Source organism: Winogradskyella sp. Asnod2-B02-A (genome assembly GCF_045063645.1).
Classification (GTDB): Bacteria; Bacteroidota; Bacteroidia; order Flavobacteriales; family Flavobacteriaceae; genus Winogradskyella.
Genome location: NZ_JBEFOG010000027.1, coordinates 1,187,401 through 1,208,703, shown reverse-complemented (window position 1 = coordinate 1,208,703; position 21,303 = coordinate 1,187,401). Strand labels below are relative to the sequence as shown.

General features: G+C 32.6%; 15 protein-coding genes and 1 pseudogene. 13 read left to right on the top strand and 3 right to left on the bottom strand.

Annotation, left to right across the window (positions count from 1 at the left end; translation table 11 throughout):
* Window positions 1–11 precede the first annotated feature (11 nt).
* Both gmk and nadD read left to right on the top strand, forming a co-directional pair.
* On the top strand, window positions 12–602 hold the full coding sequence (gene gmk / locus ACJJVO_RS13330) for a guanylate kinase (RefSeq protein ID WP_405574952.1): 591 nt from the start codon (window positions 12–14) through the stop codon (window positions 600–602).
* 1 nt (window position 603) lies between these two features.
* The gene (gene nadD, locus ACJJVO_RS13325; protein ID WP_405574950.1) at window positions 604–1,182 is read left to right on the top strand and encodes a nicotinate (nicotinamide) nucleotide adenylyltransferase; all 579 of its coding nucleotides are present in this window, start codon (window positions 604–606) and stop codon (window positions 1,180–1,182) included.
* 60 nt (window positions 1,183–1,242) lie between these two features.
* On the opposite strand, the gene ACJJVO_RS13320 is transcribed toward nadD, so the two are convergent.
* Both ACJJVO_RS13320 and ACJJVO_RS13315 read right to left on the bottom strand, forming a co-directional pair.
* Window positions 1,243–1,602 (bottom strand): YraN family protein, encoded by a 360-nt coding sequence (locus ACJJVO_RS13320; RefSeq protein WP_405574948.1) that lies wholly within the window; start codon window positions 1,600–1,602, stop codon window positions 1,243–1,245.
* A gap of 74 nt (window positions 1,603–1,676) precedes the next feature.
* Complete coding sequence (locus ACJJVO_RS13315; RefSeq protein WP_405574946.1) at window positions 1,677–2,699, bottom strand: LD-carboxypeptidase; 1,023 nt, start codon at window positions 2,697–2,699, stop codon at window positions 1,677–1,679.
* 83 nt (window positions 2,700–2,782) lie between these two features.
* Between ACJJVO_RS13315 and metG the strand changes: the two genes are divergently transcribed.
* The 6 genes and pseudogenes from metG to ACJJVO_RS13285 all read left to right on the top strand — a co-directional run.
* Complete coding sequence (gene metG / locus ACJJVO_RS13310; RefSeq protein WP_405574944.1) at window positions 2,783–4,831, top strand: methionine--tRNA ligase; 2,049 nt, start codon at window positions 2,783–2,785, stop codon at window positions 4,829–4,831.
* A 149-nt stretch (window positions 4,832–4,980) separates the two neighbouring features.
* Window positions 4,981–5,451, top strand: coding sequence for a lipocalin (locus ACJJVO_RS13305; protein ID WP_405574942.1), 471 nt, complete (start codon window positions 4,981–4,983; stop codon window positions 5,449–5,451).
* Between the two features lie 3 nt (window positions 5,452–5,454).
* Window positions 5,455–6,165: an OmpA family protein gene (locus ACJJVO_RS13300; protein WP_405574941.1), complete on the top strand. Its 711-nt coding sequence runs from the start codon at window positions 5,455–5,457 to the stop codon at window positions 6,163–6,165.
* A gap of 83 nt (window positions 6,166–6,248) precedes the next feature.
* Window positions 6,249–8,369, top strand: a complete 2,121-nt coding sequence (locus ACJJVO_RS13295) for a Tex family protein (protein WP_405574939.1) — start codon at window positions 6,249–6,251, stop codon at window positions 8,367–8,369.
* A gap of 72 nt (window positions 8,370–8,441) precedes the next feature.
* Window positions 8,442–10,811, top strand: a complete 2,370-nt coding sequence (locus ACJJVO_RS13290; protein ID WP_405574937.1) for a hypothetical protein — start codon at window positions 8,442–8,444, stop codon at window positions 10,809–10,811.
* Window positions 10,812–10,928: 117 nt separating this feature from the next.
* Window positions 10,929–11,219, top strand: a pseudogene (locus tag ACJJVO_RS13285) (S1 RNA-binding domain-containing protein); the annotation flags it as partial.
* A 60-nt stretch (window positions 11,220–11,279) separates the two neighbouring features.
* Here ACJJVO_RS13285 and ACJJVO_RS13280 read toward each other — a convergent pair.
* Entirely contained in the window at window positions 11,280–12,776 is a 1,497-nt protein-coding gene (locus ACJJVO_RS13280; protein ID WP_405574935.1) for a discoidin domain-containing protein, read from the bottom strand.
* A gap of 514 nt (window positions 12,777–13,290) precedes the next feature.
* Between ACJJVO_RS13280 and ACJJVO_RS13275 the strand changes: the two genes are divergently transcribed.
* The 5 genes from ACJJVO_RS13275 (at window position 13,291) to ACJJVO_RS13255 (ending at window position 21,297) form a co-directional block, all read left to right on the top strand.
* Window positions 13,291–14,802 carry a sodium/pantothenate symporter gene (locus tag ACJJVO_RS13275; protein WP_405574933.1) on the top strand — a complete coding sequence of 504 codons (1,512 nt, stop codon included), beginning with the start codon at window positions 13,291–13,293 and terminating at the stop codon, window positions 14,800–14,802.
* Complete coding sequence (locus ACJJVO_RS13270) at window positions 14,777–16,282, top strand: class I adenylate-forming enzyme family protein (RefSeq protein ID WP_405574932.1); 1,506 nt, start codon at window positions 14,777–14,779, stop codon at window positions 16,280–16,282. The genes ACJJVO_RS13275 and ACJJVO_RS13270 overlap by 26 nt, the downstream gene beginning before the upstream one ends.
* Entirely contained in the window at window positions 16,279–17,223 is a 945-nt protein-coding gene (locus ACJJVO_RS13265; RefSeq protein ID WP_405574930.1) for an alpha/beta fold hydrolase, read from the top strand. Before ACJJVO_RS13270 ends, ACJJVO_RS13265 begins: the two co-directional genes overlap by 4 nt.
* Window positions 17,220–18,635 carry a hypothetical protein gene (locus ACJJVO_RS13260; RefSeq protein ID WP_405574929.1) on the top strand — a complete coding sequence of 472 codons (1,416 nt, stop codon included), beginning with the start codon at window positions 17,220–17,222 and terminating at the stop codon, window positions 18,633–18,635. The genes ACJJVO_RS13265 and ACJJVO_RS13260 overlap by 4 nt, the downstream gene beginning before the upstream one ends.
* A 166-nt stretch (window positions 18,636–18,801) precedes the next feature.
* Complete coding sequence (locus ACJJVO_RS13255) at window positions 18,802–21,297, top strand: TonB-dependent receptor (RefSeq protein WP_405574927.1); 2,496 nt, start codon at window positions 18,802–18,804, stop codon at window positions 21,295–21,297.
* The last annotated feature ends 6 nt before the right edge of the window (window positions 21,298–21,303 follow it).

The following is a 21,303-nucleotide window of genomic DNA, read 5'->3' as shown; positions in this document are numbered from 1 at the left end:
AATCATACATTTTGTCAGAAACTAAAAACAAAAAACAAGGTAAACTCATTGTGTTTTCAGCACCTTCTGGTTCAGGAAAAACCACTATTGTTCGTCATTTATTAAAACAGCCAGAACTCAACTTAGAGTTTTCTATTTCAGCAACATCGCGAGAAGCACGTGGTAACGAAGAAAACGCTAAGGATTATTACTATTTATCTTTAAAAGAGTTTAAAAATAAAATTAAGAATGATGAATTCTTAGAATGGGAAGAAGTTTACAGAGATAATTTCTATGGCACTTTAAAAACTGAGATTGAACGCATTTGGGCCAAAGGAAAACACGTCATTTTTGATATTGATGTTTCAGGAGGTTTACGTATAAAACGAAAATTTCCGGAGCAAACTATTGCTATTTTTGTTAAACCACCCGATTTAAATGAGCTTGTAAGGAGGCTAAAAGATCGCGGAGAAGAAAGCCCAGAAAAAATTAGTATGCGCGTTGCAAAAGCACCTGCAGAATTGGCTACAGCACCTCTTTTTGATGAAATTGTAATAAACTCTAATTTAGACGAAGCTTTAGAAAATGCATATAAATTAGTATCAGACTTTATAGCGAAGTAAAATGAAAATAGGTTTATATTTTGGTACGTTTAACCCAATTCACATTGGTCATTTAACTATTGCTAATCACTTGGCCGAACATAGTGATTTAGACCAAATTTGGTTTGTGGTGACACCTTTAAGTCCGTTTAAAAAGAAAAGTAGTTTACTAGATAATTACCAACGTTTAGAAATGGTGCATTTAGCCACTAAAGACTACGACAAATTGAGGCCTAGCGATATAGAATTTGGATTAAAACAGCCAAACTATACCATAGACACACTTACTTATCTTTTTGAAAAATTTCCTAATTATGAATTTGCCTTAATTATGGGCGAAGACAATCTAAAGAGTCTTCATAAATGGAAAAACTATGAACTGATTCTTGAGAATCATGACATTTATGTCTATCCTAGACTTTCTGAAGGTAAAGTTGAAACAGAATTTAGTGATCATCCTAGAATTCATCATGTCAGCGCACCTATTATGGAATTATCCTCTACCTTTATAAGAAATTCTATAAAAGAAGGTAAAAATGTTAGACCAATGCTACCAGAACATGTTTGGAAATATCTAGATGAAATGAATTTTTATAGGTGAAATTCTTGCTAAGGCAGGAATTTCACTATTCTTTTCAAAAGATTCCTATTTTCATGGGAATTAAAAATGATAAAAAGCATCTTCATAATGCGTTAACTGTTCTGTAGTTTTATTTTTCAGTACCGCAACAATATCAAAACGAGTTTCTAATTCTATATCATTTTCAATAACAAAAGCATCCATAGCTTTAACCAATAATTTTATTTTACTTGGAGTCACAAATTCTTGTGGATCACCAAAATAATCAGAATTTCTAGTTTTTACTTCAACACAAATTATAAAATTATTGTGTTTGGCAATAATGTCTATTTCGGCTTTCTGAAAAACATAGTTACGCACCATAATTTTGTAACCTTTAGCCATAAGATAATCTGTTGCTAATTGCTCACCTAATTTACCAAGTTCGTTATGCTCTGCCATATAGTTCCTACGAAAGTAGGAATCTCATCCTACAGTCCTTAACCTCTTTAGTTTCTCAATTTCTTTAAACTAAATTATTTATATGATAATTTACTTTCGTTTTTTTCAACCTTCAAATTAACAATTTTACCTAAAACTAATGCTCTATTATCCTTTTCATGTCCTGCAGGCACATTAAAAGCAATTGGGAAATCATAATCTGCTAAAGCATCTAAAATTAATTGCTCCACTGAAGTTCCCCAAAGCGTCGTATTTTTTCGCATTTTAGACATATCACCAACGACAAGTCCATTTAGATTATCAAAATAACCTGCACGCTTCATACTTTGCAGCATACGGTCTATATGGTATTTATATTCCCCTATTTCTTCAATAAAAAGAATTTTTCCAGAGGTATCAATACTTTCCTTAGAACCTAACATGGTATGTAACATCGTAAGATTTCCACCAACTAACTCACCAGAAGTTTCACCGGTTCTATTATAACTAGATCCTTTTAATGTATAATTCTCAGGATGTCCAAAAATTGCAGTTTTAAAAGTAGAAACGGACTCTTTAATATCATCTAAATTCTTGGTTAAACTCACGCACATTAGAGCATGCAACGATTGAAATCCTTCATTATGTACTTGGTTGTGTAAAGCCGTGATATCAGAGTAACCGATAACCCATTTGGGATTTTTCTTAAATTCTGTATAGTTTAATTTATCTAAAACTCTAACCGTTCCATATCCTCCTCTAGCACACCAAATGGCACTAATTTTAGGATCGTCCATTGCGCTTTGTAGATCAGAACAACGCTCTTCGTCTGTACCTGCAAAATGATTTGCTTTACTAAATACATGTTTACCAACTATAGCATGTAAACCCCAACTTTCAAGAAGCTTAACAGCCTGCTGCACCTCTCCTTCTCTATTTTTTAAAATTCCGGAAGGCGCTACAATAGCAACCGTATCGCCTGCTTTTAAATATGGTGGTTGGATTAATTTTGAAGTCATTTCTGTTGAATTATCAGTTTCGGTTTGAGCGTTAATATCATCACCTCTCATTAAGAGAATCACAATTAACAGACATAAATAATAGGACTTATAACACATAAAAACTGCTTTTTGTAAAAGTACATTTTTTTTCTAAATCCCTTATATATTGCGTACTTTTGTGGCTTTAAAAACAAAAATTCATGTCTAAAAGATATACCATAACAGCAGCATTACCATACACTAATGGACCTATACATATTGGTCATTTAGCAGGCGTTTATGTGCCTGCAGATATTTACGCACGTTATTTAAGAGGTACAGGAAATGATGTTGCCTTTATTTGTGGTAGTGATGAGCATGGTGTGCCAATTACCATTAAAGCAAAAAAAGAAGGTGTTACACCTCAAGATATCGTTGATAAATACCATGCGATAATTAAGAAATCTTTTGTGGATTTCGGAATCACTTTTGACAATTACTCACGTACTACAGCTAAAATTCATCATGATACTGCACAGGAGTTTTTTAAAACCCTTTACGATAAAAATGAATTTGTAGAAGAAGTAACTGAGCAACTATACGATGCTGAAGCTAATCAGTTTTTAGCCGATCGTTTTGTTACAGGGACGTGTCCTAAATGTGGTAACGAAGAAGCTTATGGTGATCAATGTGAAAACTGTGGATCTAGCTTAAATGCTACAGATTTAATAAATCCTAAATCTGCGATTACAGGTAATGTACCAACCTTAAAAGAAACAAAACACTGGTTTTTACCTTTAAACAAACACGAAGACTTTTTACGCGAATGGATTTTAAAAGGTCATAAAAAAGACTGGAAACCCAACGTTTACGGTCAAGTAAAATCTTGGATAGACGATGGTTTACGTCCAAGAGCTGTGACTAGAGATTTAGATTGGGGAATTCCGGTACCTGTGGAAGGTGGTGAAGGCAAAGTACTTTACGTTTGGTTTGATGCACCTATTGGTTACATCTCATCTACTAAAGAATGGGCTGCACGCGAAGGTAAAAACTGGGAAGATTACTGGAAAGACGAAAACACAAAACTGGTTCATTTTATAGGAAAAGATAACATTGTATTTCACTGTATTATTTTCCCATCGATGTTAAAAGCTGAAGGTTCTTACATTTTACCAGAAAATGTACCAGCCAATGAGTTTTTAAATTTAGAAGGTAAAAAATTATCGACCTCAAAAAACTGGGCTGTTTGGTTACCAGATTATTTAATAGATTTCCCAAATCAGCAAGATGTGTTACGTTATGCCTTAACGGCTAATGCACCAGAATCTAAGGATAACGATTTTACATGGAAAGATTTCCAGGCCAGAAATAATAATGAATTGGTTGCTATCTTCGGAAACTTCATTAATCGTGTGGTGGTTTTAACCAACAAATATTATGAAGGTATTATTCCTGAACCTTCTGACTATTCTACAATTGACGAAGAAACTTTAGCTGCAGTAAAAGCTTATCCTGCTGTAATTTCTAGTTCTATTGAACGTTACCGTTTTAGAGAAGCTAGCCAAGAATTGATGAATTTAGCACGACTTGGGAACAAGTATTTAGCAGACGAAGAACCTTGGAAAACGATTAAAACAGACGAAGCGCGTACTAAAACTGTGATGTTTGTAGCTTTACAAATCGCATCTGCATTAGCAGTTTTATCAGAACCTTTTTTACCTTTTACATCAACGAAATTGAAAGGTATATTAAACTCTAATGATAACGGTTGGGAAGATATTTCAACCAAAGACATACTAATTCCTGCAAACCATAAAATCAGCAAAGGCGAATTATTATTCTCTAAAATTGAAGATTCAGAAATTCAAAAACAACTAGACAAATTGGAAGCCAGTAAAAAAGCCAACGAAGCAGCAAATAAAGTAACTGAGCCTCAAAAAGAAGAAATTACGTTTGATGATTTCACTAAATTAGACTTACGTGTTGGTACGATTCTCGAAGCCGAAAAAATGCCTAAAACCAAAAAACTTTTAGTATTAAAAGTAGATACAGGTATTGATACGAGAACCATTGTTTCTGGTATTGCAGAAAGTTTTAAACCCGAAGACATTATAGGAAAACGCGTAACTGTATTAGTAAATTTAGCACCAAGAGCATTACGAGGTGTAGAAAGTCAAGGGATGATTTTAATGACGGAAGACGAAACTGGAAAATTGGTTTTTGTAAATCCTGATGTTGATGGCGTAAATAATGGGTTGCAGATTAGTTAAACACATCATTTTTTCTTAATATATTATACAAAGTGGAACCTAGTATAGGCTCCACTTTTTTTTTGCTAATGCATTAATAATTTAATCTTTTGAAATAATCCACCCTTCCTTGTTTAAGTAATTTTGAATTGAAACATTACTTAAAGACAATGAAAAAAATAGCACTATTATGTTTAACCCTTTGCTTTTTAGCTTGTGGAGCGTCAAAGACCGTTCGTGAATCTAAAAAAACGATTAAAGGAAATTGGACCTTAGCCTCTGTAAAATCTTCAGCCATTGGCGATTTAAAAATCACACTTCTTAATGATGCTGAAAAAACTTGTTTTGAAAACAGTACATGGCAATTTATACCAAATAATAACACGGGAACCTATACCCTTTTAGGAATGAATTGCTCATTAGACCAACGTTATTTCTCATTTACTATAGATGAAGTTAATGAAGATACAGGTCTTTATAATTTCCTATTGAAACCTACCAACGAAAAGGGTAAATCTGAAACCAACGCAGGATTCAGATTAGAATTAACATCACTATCAGAAAACAGCATGCAATGGCAACAGATAGTGACTTTAGATGGAAAGCCCATCACTATTACCATGAACTTTATAAAAATTTAAACGATGAAAACATTTAATTATAAAACAAATTTAGCCATATCACTATCATTACTTTTAGTATTAATGACTAGCTGTAAGGCTGTAGACAATGCAAATAACAAACAAAAAGGAGCAACCATTGGAGCTGCAGGCGGAGCCATCCTTGGTGCTATCATTGGAAACAACGTTGGTAAAGGTGGCAAAGGTGAATTAGGAGCTGTTATCGGAGGAGTTGTTGGTGGTGGAGCTGGTGTGCTTATTGGAAATAAAATGGACAAACAAGCCCAAGACATTGAAAATGAAATTCCTGGAGCAACCGTAGAACGAGTAGATGATGGCATTGTATTAACTTTTGATGAACAAAGTGGAGTCTATTTTGATACCGAAAAATACAACATCAATGCCAAGTCTCAAGAAACACTGAATAAACTAGTTAGTGTTTTTGCGGAATATCCAGACACTAATATTTTAGTTGTAGGTCATACAGACAGCTCTGGTAATGATGCTTATAACATGACATTATCTAAAAACAGAGCTGAAGCTGTAACCAATTATTTAACAGGAAAAGGTTTAGGTAGCGGAAGATTTACAACACACTGGTTTGGTGAAGAACAACCAATGTACGATAATGCAACAGCAGAAGGGCGTTCTAAAAATAGACGTGTAAATATTGCTATCGTTCCTAATGAAGCTATGGTTAATGCTGCTAAAAAAGAAGCCGAATCTAATGAATAACTTTTATTAAAACTATTCGGGTTTTACACCTGAGTTAAATATCTTACAGACCTTATAATTTTAAATTTATAAGGTCTTTTTTTATGATTATAAAATATATAGTTCAACACACACAATTAGCAGAAAAAAATATAAAAAGTACTGTTCAGTTACTGAACGAAGACTGTACGATTCCTTTCATTTCACGTTACCGAAAAGAAGCTACAGGAAATTTAGATGAAGTGCAAATTGCTGATATCGTCAAATACAAAGAATTATTTGAAGCTTTAGAAAAACGAAAAATCGCCATTTTAAAAGCTTTGGAAGAACAAGATGTTTTAACTGAAGAACTAAAACAAAAGATTGAAAAAACCCAAGATTTAACAACGCTTGAAGACATTTATTTACCCTTCAAGAAAAAACGAAAAACAAAAGCCGAAACCGCTCGTAAAAATGGACTAGAGCCATTGGCTAAAATCATAATGAGTCAAAAGGCAAATGACATCGAATCTATTGCTTTTAAATATATAAAAGGCGATGTTACAACTATTGAAGACGCTTTAGAAGGTGCCAGACACATTATTGCCGAGTGGATCAATGAACGTACTGATATTAGAAATAATCTTCGGAATGAATTAGAGCGTCGTGCTCAAATTTCAACTAAGGTTATAAAAACTAAAAAAGACGATGAGAAAGCGCAAAAGTTTAGAGATTATTTTGATTGGTCCGAAAGTTTAAGTCGTATTCCATCTCACCGATTGTTAGCCATTTTAAGAGCAGAAAGCGAAGGCTTTATTCGTGTTAAAATTGAAATTGATGATGATAGAGCTTTAGAACATATAGATAATAGAATTATACGAAGTAAAAACGCTTGTGCAGATCAAATAGAATTAGCCATTTCGGATGCTTATAAACGTTTATTATTTCCATCTTTAAGCAATGAAGCTCTTCAAAAGGCAAAAGAAAAAGCCGATGAATCTGCCATTACAGTTTTTGCAAAAAACTTAAAACAACTATTATTAGGTTCACCAATTGGAGAAAAACGCGTTTTAGCTATCGATCCTGGTTTTAGAAGTGGTTGTAAAGTTGTTTGTTTAGATGCACAAGGTGCTTTAAAACATAATGAAAACATATATCCGCACGCACCAAAAAATGATAGCATTGGAGCCATAAAAAAGATTTCCTCTTTAGTTGAAGCTTATAAAATTGAAGCCATTGCTATAGGAAACGGAACAGCATCAAGAGAAACAGAAGCTTTAATCCGAAAAATTCAATTTAAAACCGATATCCAAGTGTTTGTAGTGAGTGAAGCAGGTGCTAGTATTTATTCGGCATCAAAAATTGCTCGCGACGAATTTCCAAATTATGATGTTACCGTTCGTGGTTCGGTTTCTATTGGACGACGTTTACAAGACCCTTTAGCCGAATTGGTAAAGATTGATGCCAAATCTATTGGAGTAGGACAATACCAGCACGATGTAGATCAAACAAAGCTTCAAAAACAACTCGATGTTGTAGTTGAAAATTGTGTGAATGCCGTAGGTGTTAACATTAATACAGCAAGCACTCCTTTACTAAGTTCTGTATCTGGAATTGGACCAAAACTAGCAGAAAATATTTTTAATTACAGAAATGAAAATGGAGCATTTAAATCGAGAAACGAAATTAAAAAAGTACCACGTTTAGGCGGAAAAGCTTACGAACAAGCAGCTGGTTTTTTAAGAATTCGAGATGCCAAAAACCCATTAGACAACTCTTCTGTGCATCCTGAAACTTATAAAATAGTCGAAAAAATGGCTAAAGATGAAGGCGTTTCACTTCAAGAATTAATTGGAAACAAAACGATTCTTCAAAACATAGATTTAAAAAAATATTATACAGAAACGATTGGTTTGCCAACACTTCAAGATATTATTAAAGAGCTAGAAAAACCTGGTTTAGATATTAGAGAAAAAGCCAAGGTATTTACCTTCAACCAAAATATAAAAACCATTACAGACTTACACGAAGGACAATTATTACCAGGCATCGTAAATAACATTACCAACTTTGGTTGCTTTGTAGATGTTGGAATTAAAGAAAGTGGACTAATTCATGTGTCAAACTTATCTGATAGTTTTGTGAAAGATGTTAATGAACACGTGCATTTACATCAGCAGATTATTGTAAAAGTTTTAGAGGTAGATGTAGCTCGTAAACGGATTCAGTTAAAACTTATAAAATAATCTTATAAATAAATGATTACAAAAATAAAAAAGTATATTTCCACAAGTTTAACTATGTATCACTAAAATATTATGAATATACATATCCGTTCAACTCTAAGGTTTGATCTGTTTTTCCTTTTTTTTATTGCATTATCTACTGTCGGTCAGGCTCAAAACGACAGCTTATATTCAAAATTCAATACTTATTCAAAAGCACCAAGAGAATTGGCGTATGTTCATCTTAATAAAGCGGTTTATGTAAAAGGAGAAGTTATTGGATTTAATGCCTACATTTTAGATAAAAACAGTAAGCAACTTTCTTCATTAACTACAAACTTGTATTGCGAGATATCCGACGAAAACAATACAGTTTTAAAAAGTAAACTAATTAAAGTTGAAAATGGAGTTGCTGCAGGTCAATTTGACCTAGACAGCTTATTTACTACTGGAAAATACACTTTCAAAGCCTACACTAATTGGATGCGTAATTTTGATGAACAAAACTATTATGCTCAGCAAATAAAAGTGATTGATCTAGACAAAGAAACTAAAATTAAAACAACTAGGATCACGAATGCCATCAATATTCAGCTCTTACCAGAAGGAGGACATCTTGTTTCGGAGATAGAAAACACCATTGGAATCGTAGCCAAGGACAGTTTAGGATTTGGAGTTTCCATTGAAGGACATATCTCTGATAGCGATAATAATACAATTACCACCTTTAAAACTAATGTACATGGAATTGGTAGATTTTTACTTACTCCACAAAAAAACTCAAGTTATTTAGCTCATACATTAGTTAATAACAATTCTCAAACATTCCCTATTCCGCTCGTAGAACCTTCAGGTATTAATCTTTCATTGGCAGATATTGGGTCTAAAGTAGCAATAACGTTTAGAACTAATTCCGAAACGCATCTTAACATAAAAAACAACAACTATACTATAAGTATTCATAACGGAAAAACCTTAAAGGCTATAGCTGTTTCCTTTGGTGAAAGTACCGAAATAACTAAATTAATTAAATATGATGATCTTTCTATAGGAATTAATGTATTTACACTTTTTGACGCCCAAAACAATCCTTTATTAGAACGTTTATTCTTTAAGTATGATGGTTTAAATCTTGTGGAATCTGGAAATGCTATTACTAAAAAAAGCAACGATTCTATCTCCATTAAACTAGCTATAAAAGGAGTTGACGCCACTAAAATCAATAAATTCAGTGTTTCTGTGCTTCCTGCTGAAACTATAGCCAACAAACAACATCACAATATTATTTCATATACCTATTTACAACCTTATGTAAAAGGCAATATAGAAAATGCGGGATATTATTTTAGTGATATTGATAGAAAGAAAAAATATGAATTAGATAACTTATTACTCACACAAGGCTGGAGCAGCTATGATTGGCATACTATTTTTAATTATCCTCCAAAAACAATTTATGATTTTGAAATAGGAATTCAAATTGATGCTAACGCTAACCGTAAGAAAACTGGTCAATATATAATATTCCCAACTAAACATAGTCCATCTGATTTAGTTTCACTAACAAAAGAAGAAACAAAATTTACCCGTAGTGAGTTTTTCTTTTTTGATAAAGAAATCTTAAAGATTGGTGAACTTTCAAAAAAAGGAAAAGCAGAAACACCTTATCTATATGTGCAATTCACCCCTTCTTCTATTCCGAATTTAAAATTAAAACGAGATCTCTTGGGCTTAAAGGATAGGACATATATGGATTATTCTAGTGATGCCATAAAACCTGCTCTTAACAAAGTTGAAGTCTTGGATGAAGTTTTAGTAAAGGCAAAAATGAAAGAAACAAAACTTGAAAAAATTAAGGGAAGTAGACCAGGATTTGTAACTGAGTTTGACGATAATAATAGAAAGCAATATCTTGATTTCGCAGCCTTTGTGGAGAGTAATGGCTATGCTGTAGTTCAATATGAAGGTAAACTTTCCATTTTGCCACAACGTAGCATTTCTATAAATGCGCCTAAGAGTCCACCACAAATTTATTTAGACGATAGACTAATTTCCGATATGAGCTTTTTTTACAATTACCGTTTAGATAATGTAGAATACATATATATTGATAAAACAGGGTTTGGAATGGGTATAAGAGGCAGTGGAGGTGTTATTAAAATTTATACCGACCCACTAATAGGTACCTACAAAAAGTATGGAAAATCTTTTAAAACTTATAAAATACCTTTACCGTTTACAACTAATAAAAAGTTTTATGCTCCAGTGTACAACGGCTACCATACAGATTTTTTTAAAGAATACGGAGTAATTGATTGGTTTCCAAATTTAACTACTGATACCCATGGCAATTTAAATTTCAACATCTATAATACTAATGCAAAAACAGTTAAACTTTATATAGAGGGTATTGTAAATGACACACAGTTCATTTCTGAAGAAAAAGAAATAAGTATTAACTAAATTTTCAATCGCCAAGACACGTTAATAATACTATTCGTTAGACTCAAAAAAATATAAATAACTAGATTTTTGCTTGAATTAAATAAAAGTCACACCAACTATTTATATTAATAATATGGTTTAGATATTAGAGAAAAAGCCAAGGTATTTACCTTCAACCAAAATATAAAAACAATTACCGATTTACACGAAGGACAATTATTACCAGGCATCGTTAATAACATTACCAACTTTGGTTGCTTTGTAGATGTTGGAATTAAAGAAAGTGGACTAATTCATGTGTCAAACTTATCTGATAGTTTTGTGAAGGACGTTAATGAACACGTGCATTTACACCAGCAGATTATTGTAAAAGTTTTAGAGGTAGATGTAGCTCGTAAACGGATTCAGCTTAAGCTACATAAATAAAAAAGAGTGCGTTTATTTAAAATAAACGCGCTCTTATATAACTAACGTAAAAAATACTATCTATTTTTTAATTAACTTAACACTATTACTTCCAGTGTTTGTATAAATTTTAGCAAAATACAATCCAGTTGGTAGCTCAGAAGCATCAATTGTTACTTCTTCAGAATTAGTGTTTAAAGTAATAACTTGTTTTCCTAATACATTAAATACTTGAACTGAATTTACTAATTGATTACTAGATTCTAAATTCCAAACATTTAGAGTAGGATTTGGATATACTTTAAATTCTGTAGCTTCGAAATTAGTAACACTAAGTACAGGTGGTGCCTCAGCTATTTTAAGACCTTCCCAAGAAATATTATCAAAATATGTAACATTATCAGTAGTTCTAGGAGATGCAATATCTGTATGAACAACTATGGTATCATTATCATGATTTTCTCCACTAGAAACCGAACCAGATATATCATAAGTCAATGTTTCCCATGCATTTATTACTGTGTTTGGTTGTTGCACAGCATAAATAGTTCCATTAGTTGAATTTACTATTTTAACCATAACATCACTAATAACAGATTTATAAACGTCTATTGTTAATGTCGTAGATGTACCATCCAAAACCCATTCCCAAATAGTACCATGTTGATTTGCACAACCTGCCCATTCAGATTCTCCTGCCAATGAGGTAAATTTAGCAACCATAGAAGAAGTGTTAACACCAGATGCATCAGGATTTGATACCACTTCAAACGGAGGCGACATATCACTATTTTCAAATACATCCCAATTAGAAGCATCGCTACCAGCAGCGCCAGATTCAAAAGTTAAATCAAATGTTGCATTTACAGGAGCAAATTCTACTGCAAAATAAATTGTATAAGTATTGGTATCTACTCCGTTTTGTGCAGTCACTAGAACTGAAGTTGTTCCTGGTAGTGATGGTGCATCTGTAACAACAGCTACAGCAGGTGAAGCTTGCGATGTGGTTGCCACAACAGCAGGCACATCTGTTGTACCTATTGGTAATACCATATAATAATCAAATACCGAAGACCCAAAACCGGTAACAGTAGTACCATTCACAGTAAGATCACTTAGAGTTGCGTCTATTACTGGATCTGTAGCTTCGTAAATTTCAAATTCCCATAAGCTATAACCATATGGAGTACCTCTAACAGTCCCATACATTCTTACATATCGTCCTGTTGTGTTTACAGAAAGATCATCAATTCCTCCGTCACCAGTTGTGGTAGAGTAAGCAGTTGTATAAGTAGCAAAAGTAGCATCATCAGTGATTTGTATTTCATAAGAGCTTGCAAATGCACCTTCCCAATTTAAAACCACATGGCCAATATCATAGCTCGTACCCAAATCAATAGTTATCCAATGTGGGTCCGAGAAATCAGTCTCCCAACGAGTGCCAGTATTTCCATCAATAGCATAACTTGCTGGTTGATATTCGTTAGACGCAGTAGCTGTTGCTCCAAGCGCCAAGTTCTGTGATTGTCCTAATGCAAAAAACATGAATGCAATTAAGGTTAGAGTAATTTTTTTCATAAATCAGTTGTTTATTAGTTTTTATCAAAAATCTGACAATCATAATATTACACCTTAAAATTAAGTGTTAAGAATAATCAAACACAGTAAAAACCATACAGCATATAATATAGTATTCAATTATTGATCGAAATAGGATTTGAAATCAACAAACCTAATGTGTTTAAGTGATGAACATTTAACATATAAATCTTTTAAATATAGTCTTGAAACCTAAAATGTAGTGGTAATGTATTGGTGAAATTGAATTACTGTATTTAGAATAGACAAACACATTTAAATTAAATCGTTACACCTTAGTTAAAATTCAGTTTAAACTTCATTAATAATAGACGCATAAAAAAATAAACTGTTTCAAATTAAATAAAAGTCACACTTACTACATATATTGATATATTTGATTATTTTAAAATTTAAAACACTTAAACTAAAATTGTCATACCCTTAGAAATACAAATACTAAGATCTAAAATTATTTAAAGTTTGTTATTTGTTTTTAAAGAAATGTATTGAAATGATAGCATCAGACAAGTTGGTCACTTATATGTGGGTTTTATTAGCAGTTTACGCAGCAGTCATCTTATTTTTCGTGATTAGAGGCTCTCGTAAAAACACGAGTATTAAAGATTATGCCGTTGGTAATATTGGCTTCCCGTCATGGGTTGTTGGATTGTCTTTAGCTGCCTCAATGACCAGTGCTGCAACTTTTATTATTAACCCAGGTTTTATTGCACTTTACGGTATATCTGGCGTTATTTCTTTTGCCATTGTATTACCAATTGCCGCGTTTATTTCATTAATTGTATTTACAAAAGGTTTTGTTAAACAAGGTAATGCTGTAAAAGCGACAACCATGGCACAATGGATTGGCAAACGCTATAATAGTAAAAACTACGCTTTTTTCTTTGGTATCATTGCACTCTTACTCATTACATTTATTGTACTTATTAATGTTGGTCTAACCCAAGTGATTTCCAAATCTCTTAATGCAGATCCATTTTACGTCCTTATGGGAATTACAGTATTTGTGTTTGGCTACATGATGTTTGGTGGAGCAAATTCAATGGTTTACACAAATACCATACAAGCCATCATTATGTGTATTGTGGCACTTATTTTAATTGGTTCTGGATCAGAATATTTCGCAGATGGTATAACTGGTTTTTTCGATAAATTAAATGCTATTGATCCCAACTTAACAAAACCAACAAACCCATCAAGCTTCTTGTTTCGTGATTATTTTGAAATTATAGTAGCACAAATTGTTATTGGCGTTGCTGTTGTTTGTCAACCTCATATTATTACAAAATCACTCCTATTAAAAGATTCGAGTAAAATAAACACCTATCTTTTTAGTGGAATTGCTTTTATGATTGTTTTCTTTTTGGTGGTTATTGTTGGCTTATATGCACGTATTAGTTTTCCTGATTTTATGGTGAATGGAGAAAAATTACGAATGGATGAAATTATCCCAACCTACGTTGTTACAAAATTTTCTGTAGGTGTTGGGTTAGTTATCGTTGTAGGCTTAATTTCCGCAGGTCTTTCTACTTTAGAAAGTCTAATTCAATCCTTGTCTATAACAATTACAACGGATATCATAAATCCATTATTTAAAGATAAGCTTACCGAAAAAACTATCGGTATTAATAAAATAGTGATCATCGCATTAGGTGTTGTAAGCTTTTTATTAAGTTGGGAACAAATTAAAAACCCAGATGTAAGTGTAGCCATTTTTGCTCAAAATGGTGTTTATGCTTATTTTGCTGCTGCATTTGTACCCGTTTTATTTGGTACTTTTTTAAAGAACGTATCAACAAGGTCCGTTTTTATTGCTAGTATTACTGCTATTGTGGTTCACTTTGGCATTTACTATGGCAGACTTACACCTTACATGCAAGAACCAGTAAATAACCCAGGAGTTTCCGCCGCAATAGGCATAATAACATCACTAGTTATTGGTTACATAATTTATAAAATAGATACTAAAAAAGTAAACCTTGGACAGACTAGATTGGACAGCTAAATGGGCAGATTATACGCCTGAAAAAATTGCTATTACATCTTATGATGCTAATATAAGTTACACCTACAATGACTTACATACCTATGCCAATCGCCTAATACAAAAATTCACAGAACTCCATCTTGAAGAAGGAGACAGAATTGCTGTATTAGCAGACCATGGTTTAGAATATCTTGTTCTTTTTGTAGCTTGTCAACGCATGGGACTCGTTATTGTCCCTTTAAACTATCGCCAATCTGTAAACGAAATATCTAAATTGGTCATAGACTGCACTCCTAGTCTATTCATTTTTAATAGCAACCATAAAGACAAAGCAGAACAATTACCAATTCAAAATTTAAAAGTTTCAACGTTTGAAATACTAGCAGAATATTATCAAACTTCTGACTGCTTAATAACAAAACCCTTTAAGATTAAAGAAGAAAATCCGCTATTTATTTTTTATACTTCTGGCACAACTGGCACGCCAAAAGGTGTTATTTACACTAATAAAATGCTATTTTGGAACAGCCTCAACACCTCAATGCAATTAGGTATTACGTTTAGAGATTCTACCATAAACACACTTCCTCCTTACCACACATCTGGTTGGAACGTATTTATAACGCCTTTATTACACAAAGGAGCACACATAGGAATGTTAGAAAAATTTGATGCCGAAAAAATATTATGTCTACTAGAACTAAACAAAACCACTTTATTCATGGCTTTGCCAACTATGCTGCTAATGATGCAAAAAACTGAGGTATTTAAAGACGTTAGCCTTAAGAAATTACGTTATATTATTTCTGGTGGAGAAAAAGTACCATCGGAACTTGTGAGTTTCTGGAAAAACGAAAAAAACATCTTTATAAGACCTGGTTATGGACTAACTGAAGCAGGACCAAGCATCACATCTTTACATCACAATATGGCAGAGTTAAAACCAAACTCTATAGGAAAACCTAATTTTTATTTAGATATAAAAATCGTAAATAAAGATGGAGAAAACGTTAAACCAAACGAAGTTGGCGAGCTTTGTATCAAAGGAGATATCGTTACACCTGGTTACTGGAACAACTCAGTTAAAACAAGTAACAAAATAAAAAAAGGTTGGTTATTCACAGGTGATTTTGCCTATAGTGATGACGAAGGTTTTTTATACATGAAAGGCCGTAAAAACGACATGTATATTTCTGGAGGTGAAAATATTTACCCACAAGAAATTGAGGTTCATTTAGAACAATTAAAAGACATTAAAAAAGCGGTTGTTTTAAGTGTTAAGGACGAAAAATGGGGAGAGTGTGGCATAGCTTTTGTAACCTCAGCAAATAAAGACCTTTCGGTAACAAAAATCAGAGAAGAGTTAGCGACAAATCTAGTCGCTTTTAAACATCCCAAGTATATTTTTATTTTAGAAGAAATTCCATTAACTAGTTTAGGAAAAGTATCGAGAAAAAAACTTAATAAATATTTTAACGCCATAACATCCCAAGAATGAAACGATTTGGAATACTATTAATAATTACCCTTTTTAACACCACATTATTTTCTCAAAACACAAAAAAACCAATGAAAGAAATACTTTCAGACTATAATTTCAAAACACAATCAATAACTTTAGATAGCTTGGAAATCAGCTATATTAAGGAAGGACGTGGAGAAAAGACACTTTTGTTTGCACATGGGTTGAGTAGTAATTCTGATGCTTGGTCTAAAAATATTGCCGTCTTAAAAAAAGATTATACTTGTATCGCTTTAGATTTACCTGGTTATGGCAAATCGTCAAAACCCAAAGTTGATTATACTCCTTCCTTTTTCGCTAAAACACTACATCAATTTATAGAAAAACTAGACTTAAAAAACGTCATATTGGTTGGCCATTCTATGGGAGGACAAGCGAGTATAAAATTCGCTACAACTTACCCTAATGCTATTGATAAATTAATATTAGTCGCACCAGCTGGTTTAGAACAGTTTTCTGAAACTAATGGCACTTTTATGAAAGCCTATTTTACATCAGAATCGGTTGCGAATACTCCAGACGAACAAATAGAAAAAAACTACGCACTCAATTTTTACGAACAGCCAGAAGACGTTTCAAAAATGGTGAGTGATCGAAAATCAATTAAAGAAGCTTCAGATTTCAAAGCACATTGCAATGCTATAGTTAGTAGTATTTCTGGCATGTTAGACGAACCAGTTTTTATAGATTTAGAAGCAATTTCAATTCCTACTTTAGTCTTATTTGGCGACAAGGATGCTTTGATCCCTAACCGCTATTTCAATCCCAAATTGACTATTAAAGATGTAGGCAAAATAGCATCAGATCATATTAAATCTGTAAAAGTTGAATACATAAAAGACGCAGGTCATTTTGTACAATACGAAAAACCTACAGAAGTTAATACACTTATTCAGCAATTTGCAAATGAGAAATGAAAACTAAACTCAAAAAATTTACAGCATTTAGCAAAAGTATTCTACCAAATGAAGCTAAATATCTTGAAGAACGCTACCAATTTACAGATACAGAAAAACGAAGTATAATTTCATTAGTAATTACCAATGCGTTGTCTCAAAACAAGCGCAAGGATTTTGACGACACTATTGATAAGCGAAAATATTCCTATATAAAAGATTGGATTGAGAAAAAACTAGCAACGATAGATGTTGATGCTACTATTGGTTGGATTATGTCTCTCAACAAAAAAATCCTTACCGATGCTATTGCATCAAACGAAGAAAAAGAATTTTTACATTACATTTCTACATATAAAGCTATTGAATATAATTTTCAGAATTTATACGATCTCGCTAAAGAATACAAATCTTACCTTTTGGTAAGAATGCGTTATAAAGATCATAATACAGTTGCTGATTTTTTAGACACCTACAAAGCACATTATGATAAAGCCAAAATAATTAAGGACAAATTATATACAGCAACTACAGAAATCACCAATCAATATACGAGAAACAATAACGAAACAAAACATCTAGAAACTTGGTTACTTGAGGTATTTAACAATAAAAATATAGACGGCAAAAACAGATACCAAGCTTTTGTGTTATTAGCCTTTATGTACACTAATTACAGTGAAAACAACAAATTAAAAGTACTATTTGACCAAATTGACTATTACTTCAGTGAGGGAGAAATGTACTCTAGACGTATACTATCTAATTATTACGCAAGTAGGGTTTTACTCCACTCTAAACAAGATGAGTTTGAGGAAGCTGAATTTTACGGTTATTTATCCATTAGACAAAATAATAATGATGCTTTAATGTATCTGAATAATTTGGTTGCAATTCTATTACGAAATCACAAACCAAAAGAAGCCTTTTGTTTATTAGAAAAACATCAAGAATTATATAAGGAAACACATAATTATCATCAAAAAATAGGCTATTGTTCTTATCAAATCCGCATATTATCTGAACTACAGAAAAATACTCTTGCAGAATCTACAGCCAAGACTTTTCTAAAAAAGTATAAAAATGAAGTTTTAAATCATCGTTGGCATCACTTTTTTACATCTTATATAAATGTACTCATTGTTTTAGAAAAGTACGAGGATGTTTTAAAATTAGCTTCAAAATTTAATCTTATAGAAAAAGAAAGCGAACGACAGAAACAGAATAATTATGTCCCTAATATTTCATGGAGTATTTCACTCTCAAGATACATGGAAGGACATATAAATTCTAACCGTTTATTAGATGAAATAAAAGCGCCTCTTAAAACTATTCAACCTACAAAAAATCAAAAACAATTGATGATAAAGGTTATTGATACACTTTCAAACAACTTACCCGAAGCCTTTTTAGAGCTAAAGTCGCACATTTAATTATTTACAATAAATACCGCTATTTTAAGAGTTAAACGTCGAAAAAAATCTCATAATCAATAAAAAGTCACACATAAAAGCTTTCGCTTTTGGCATCGTTTATTTTCAATTTCATAATAGATTGCCTTCAAACTAAATAAACTAATTTAATCAACAGTCTAACATTATGAAAAAACTATTTTTATTACTAACCCTCTTTAGTACTTTTACTATGGCTGCTCAAAATAGTGGTAGTATAAAAGGAATGATTACAGAAGCAAGTGGCTCTCCTTTATCTGGCGCAACCGTGTATATTAAATCTTTAGATAAAGGCACAGTAACCGATTACGACGGTAATTTTGTTTTAGATAATTTAGAAATAGGCACATACGATGTTACCATTTCTTATGTTGGTTTTGCCTCTACTCACCAAAGTGTTTCAGTAACTGCTGGTAAGGTGACAACGTTAAATACATCTTTAAAAGAATCTGATAGTATTTTAAATGAAGTTGTAATTACAGCTAACAAACAGCCTCAAAAAATCACAGATGTACCAGCTACAGTAAATGTAATTACAGCTAAGGATATTGAAGAATTCCCTAGTTTTAATATTGGTGAATTAGCATCGAGACAAAAAGGAGTAGATTTTGTAAGAAGTGGTGTTTTAGGCACAGGTATTAATATTAGAGGTTTTAACTCTGCTTTTAACTCTAAGAATTTACAAGTCACTGACGACAGATTATCTACATTAATTGCAACAGGTTTACCAATGGGTTCATTCTCTACCGTAACAAAAGATGATATTTCACGTGTTGAAATATTACTAGGACCAAACGGAACGCTCTACGGACCTAATGCTCATAATGGTTTAGTAAGCACAATTACTAAAAACCCAAGACAATCTGAAGGCACCACTGTTGCTTTAGGTTTTGGTAACCAAAGTGTATTAACTACACGATTAAGACATGCTGAAGCAATAAATGACAAATTTGCATATAAGTTTCATTTTGAACACTCTCAAGGAAAAGAATTTAATTACGTAGACAGCGTTTATGTAGGCACACAAGCCTATAAGGAATTAGATTTAGATCGTGATTTCACATCTCAAAAATATGGCGCTTCTATATATTACAAGCCATCAAAAAATTCTGAAATTAATGGATATTATGGCCACAGTAATAATAACAATATTGGTATAACTAGTGCTGGTCGTAACCAAATTAAGGACTGGAGTATTGATGTTGCTCAATTAAAATTTGTATCTAAACACTTTTTTGCAAACACTTACTACACTTGGAGTAAAACAGAAGATACTTATGCTATGAACCAAAGAACACAAAACTATGTGTCGTTTGTAGAAAATGGTTTTTCTGAAGAAGAAGCTCGTGAGCGCTCATATATGGAACAATGGCTTCAAACAGGACCAAATCAAGGTGATGGCTTTGCTCTGCAACGTGGCGCACTTTTTAAAGATGCCTCTGAACGTTTTAATGCTGAAGCTCAGTACAACAACAATTGGAAAAAACTATACTACACTGTAGGTGCACAATACCAATTAGACATGGCAGATTCTAAAGGCACATACCTATTAGATGAAGATGGTATTGATTTAGACCAAACAGGTATTTACACGCAATTAGAGTATAAATTAGATGATTCTGGATGGGGATTTTTACTTGGAGGACGTATTGATAATCACGAATTATATGGCTCAAACTTTATACCTAAAGTAGCAATCACTAAAAAAGTAAATAATGGAACATTTAGATTGACCTACGGAAAGGGAATTGCGGTGCCTTCTATATTAAACCTTAAAGGAAACTTATTTGGAGGTTTAGTATTAGGTAATGGTGAAGGGTTTACACTTACTGATGGTTCAAAGGTTGGAAAATTAGATGTAGAAACTATTAATTCTTACGAAATAGGCTATAAAGGCCAATTAACAGATAAGTTATTTATAGATGTTAATGGTTACTACAACCAATCGGATAATTTTATTAGTCCATTAGTTAACATTGCAGATGCAGCAAATGGAAATTTTGTAACACATATTGGAGACCAACCTATTGGAGAGGTTAGCGAAGGCAACAATGGTGCTTTTATATTAACATACCAAAATTTTGGTCACGTTGATACTTATGGAGTTGATGTTGGTTTAAATTATTATTTCTCAGATAGCTTTAGAACGTCAGTTAACTACTCTTATTTTGGGCGTGAGCTAGACAAAAATGATTTAGATAATGATGGAAATTTAGATGGACAAGTATTAGAAAGCGAATTACCAATTAACACACCAAACCACAAATTTAGTGTTGGTCTACATTTCAACAAAGGAAAGTTTTATGGTGCTGTTTATGGCAGATTTGTTGAAAAATACGACTTCTTCTCTGGTATAAATGTAGCAGCAGAAACACAAGATCAAGATGGAGATGGCGTTAATGAAATTGTTGAAAACGCAAGAGTAGGAAGAACTTGGAATTACGGACAACTAGGTGGTTTCTCAGTAGATGCAAATGCAGGTTACAATGTTACAGATCAATTATCAATGGGACTTAGTATTACTAACTTATTTAACGCAAAAAACAGAGAGTTTGTAGCCTCACCAATAATTGAAACTTTAGTTTCTTTTGAGTTAAAATATCAATTTAGCCTTAAGCAAAAGAAAACATCAAACGGTAACTAAGTTTCT

Excerpts from the sequence above, each read along its gene's own strand:
- ACJJVO_RS13290 (WP_405574937.1), top strand. The coding sequence starts at position 8,442 with ATGAATATACATATCCGTTCAACTCTAAGGTTTGATCTGTTTTTCCTT.
- ACJJVO_RS13305 (WP_405574942.1), top strand. The coding sequence starts at position 4,981 with ATGAAAAAAATAGCACTATTATGTTTAACCCTTTGCTTTTTAGCTTGT.
- ACJJVO_RS13260 (WP_405574929.1), top strand. The coding sequence starts at position 17,220 with ATGAAAACTAAACTCAAAAAATTTACAGCATTTAGCAAAAGTATTCTA.
- ACJJVO_RS13255 (WP_405574927.1), top strand. The coding sequence starts at position 18,802 with ATGAAAAAACTATTTTTATTACTAACCCTCTTTAGTACTTTTACTATG.
- ACJJVO_RS13265 (WP_405574930.1), top strand. The coding sequence starts at position 16,279 with ATGAAACGATTTGGAATACTATTAATAATTACCCTTTTTAACACCACA.
- ACJJVO_RS13275 (WP_405574933.1), top strand. The coding sequence starts at position 13,291 with ATGATAGCATCAGACAAGTTGGTCACTTATATGTGGGTTTTATTAGCA.
- nadD (WP_405574950.1), top strand. The coding sequence starts at position 604 with ATGAAAATAGGTTTATATTTTGGTACGTTTAACCCAATTCACATTGGT.
- ACJJVO_RS13295 (WP_405574939.1), top strand. The coding sequence starts at position 6,249 with ATGATTATAAAATATATAGTTCAACACACACAATTAGCAGAAAAAAAT.
- ACJJVO_RS13300 (WP_405574941.1), top strand. The coding sequence starts at position 5,455 with ATGAAAACATTTAATTATAAAACAAATTTAGCCATATCACTATCATTA.
- metG (WP_405574944.1), top strand. The coding sequence starts at position 2,783 with ATGTCTAAAAGATATACCATAACAGCAGCATTACCATACACTAATGGA.
- ACJJVO_RS13280 (WP_405574935.1), bottom strand. The coding sequence starts at position 12,776 with ATGAAAAAAATTACTCTAACCTTAATTGCATTCATGTTTTTTGCATTA.
- ACJJVO_RS13315 (WP_405574946.1), bottom strand. The coding sequence starts at position 2,699 with ATGTGTTATAAGTCCTATTATTTATGTCTGTTAATTGTGATTCTCTTA.
- ACJJVO_RS13320 (WP_405574948.1), bottom strand. The coding sequence starts at position 1,602 with ATGGCAGAGCATAACGAACTTGGTAAATTAGGTGAGCAATTAGCAACA.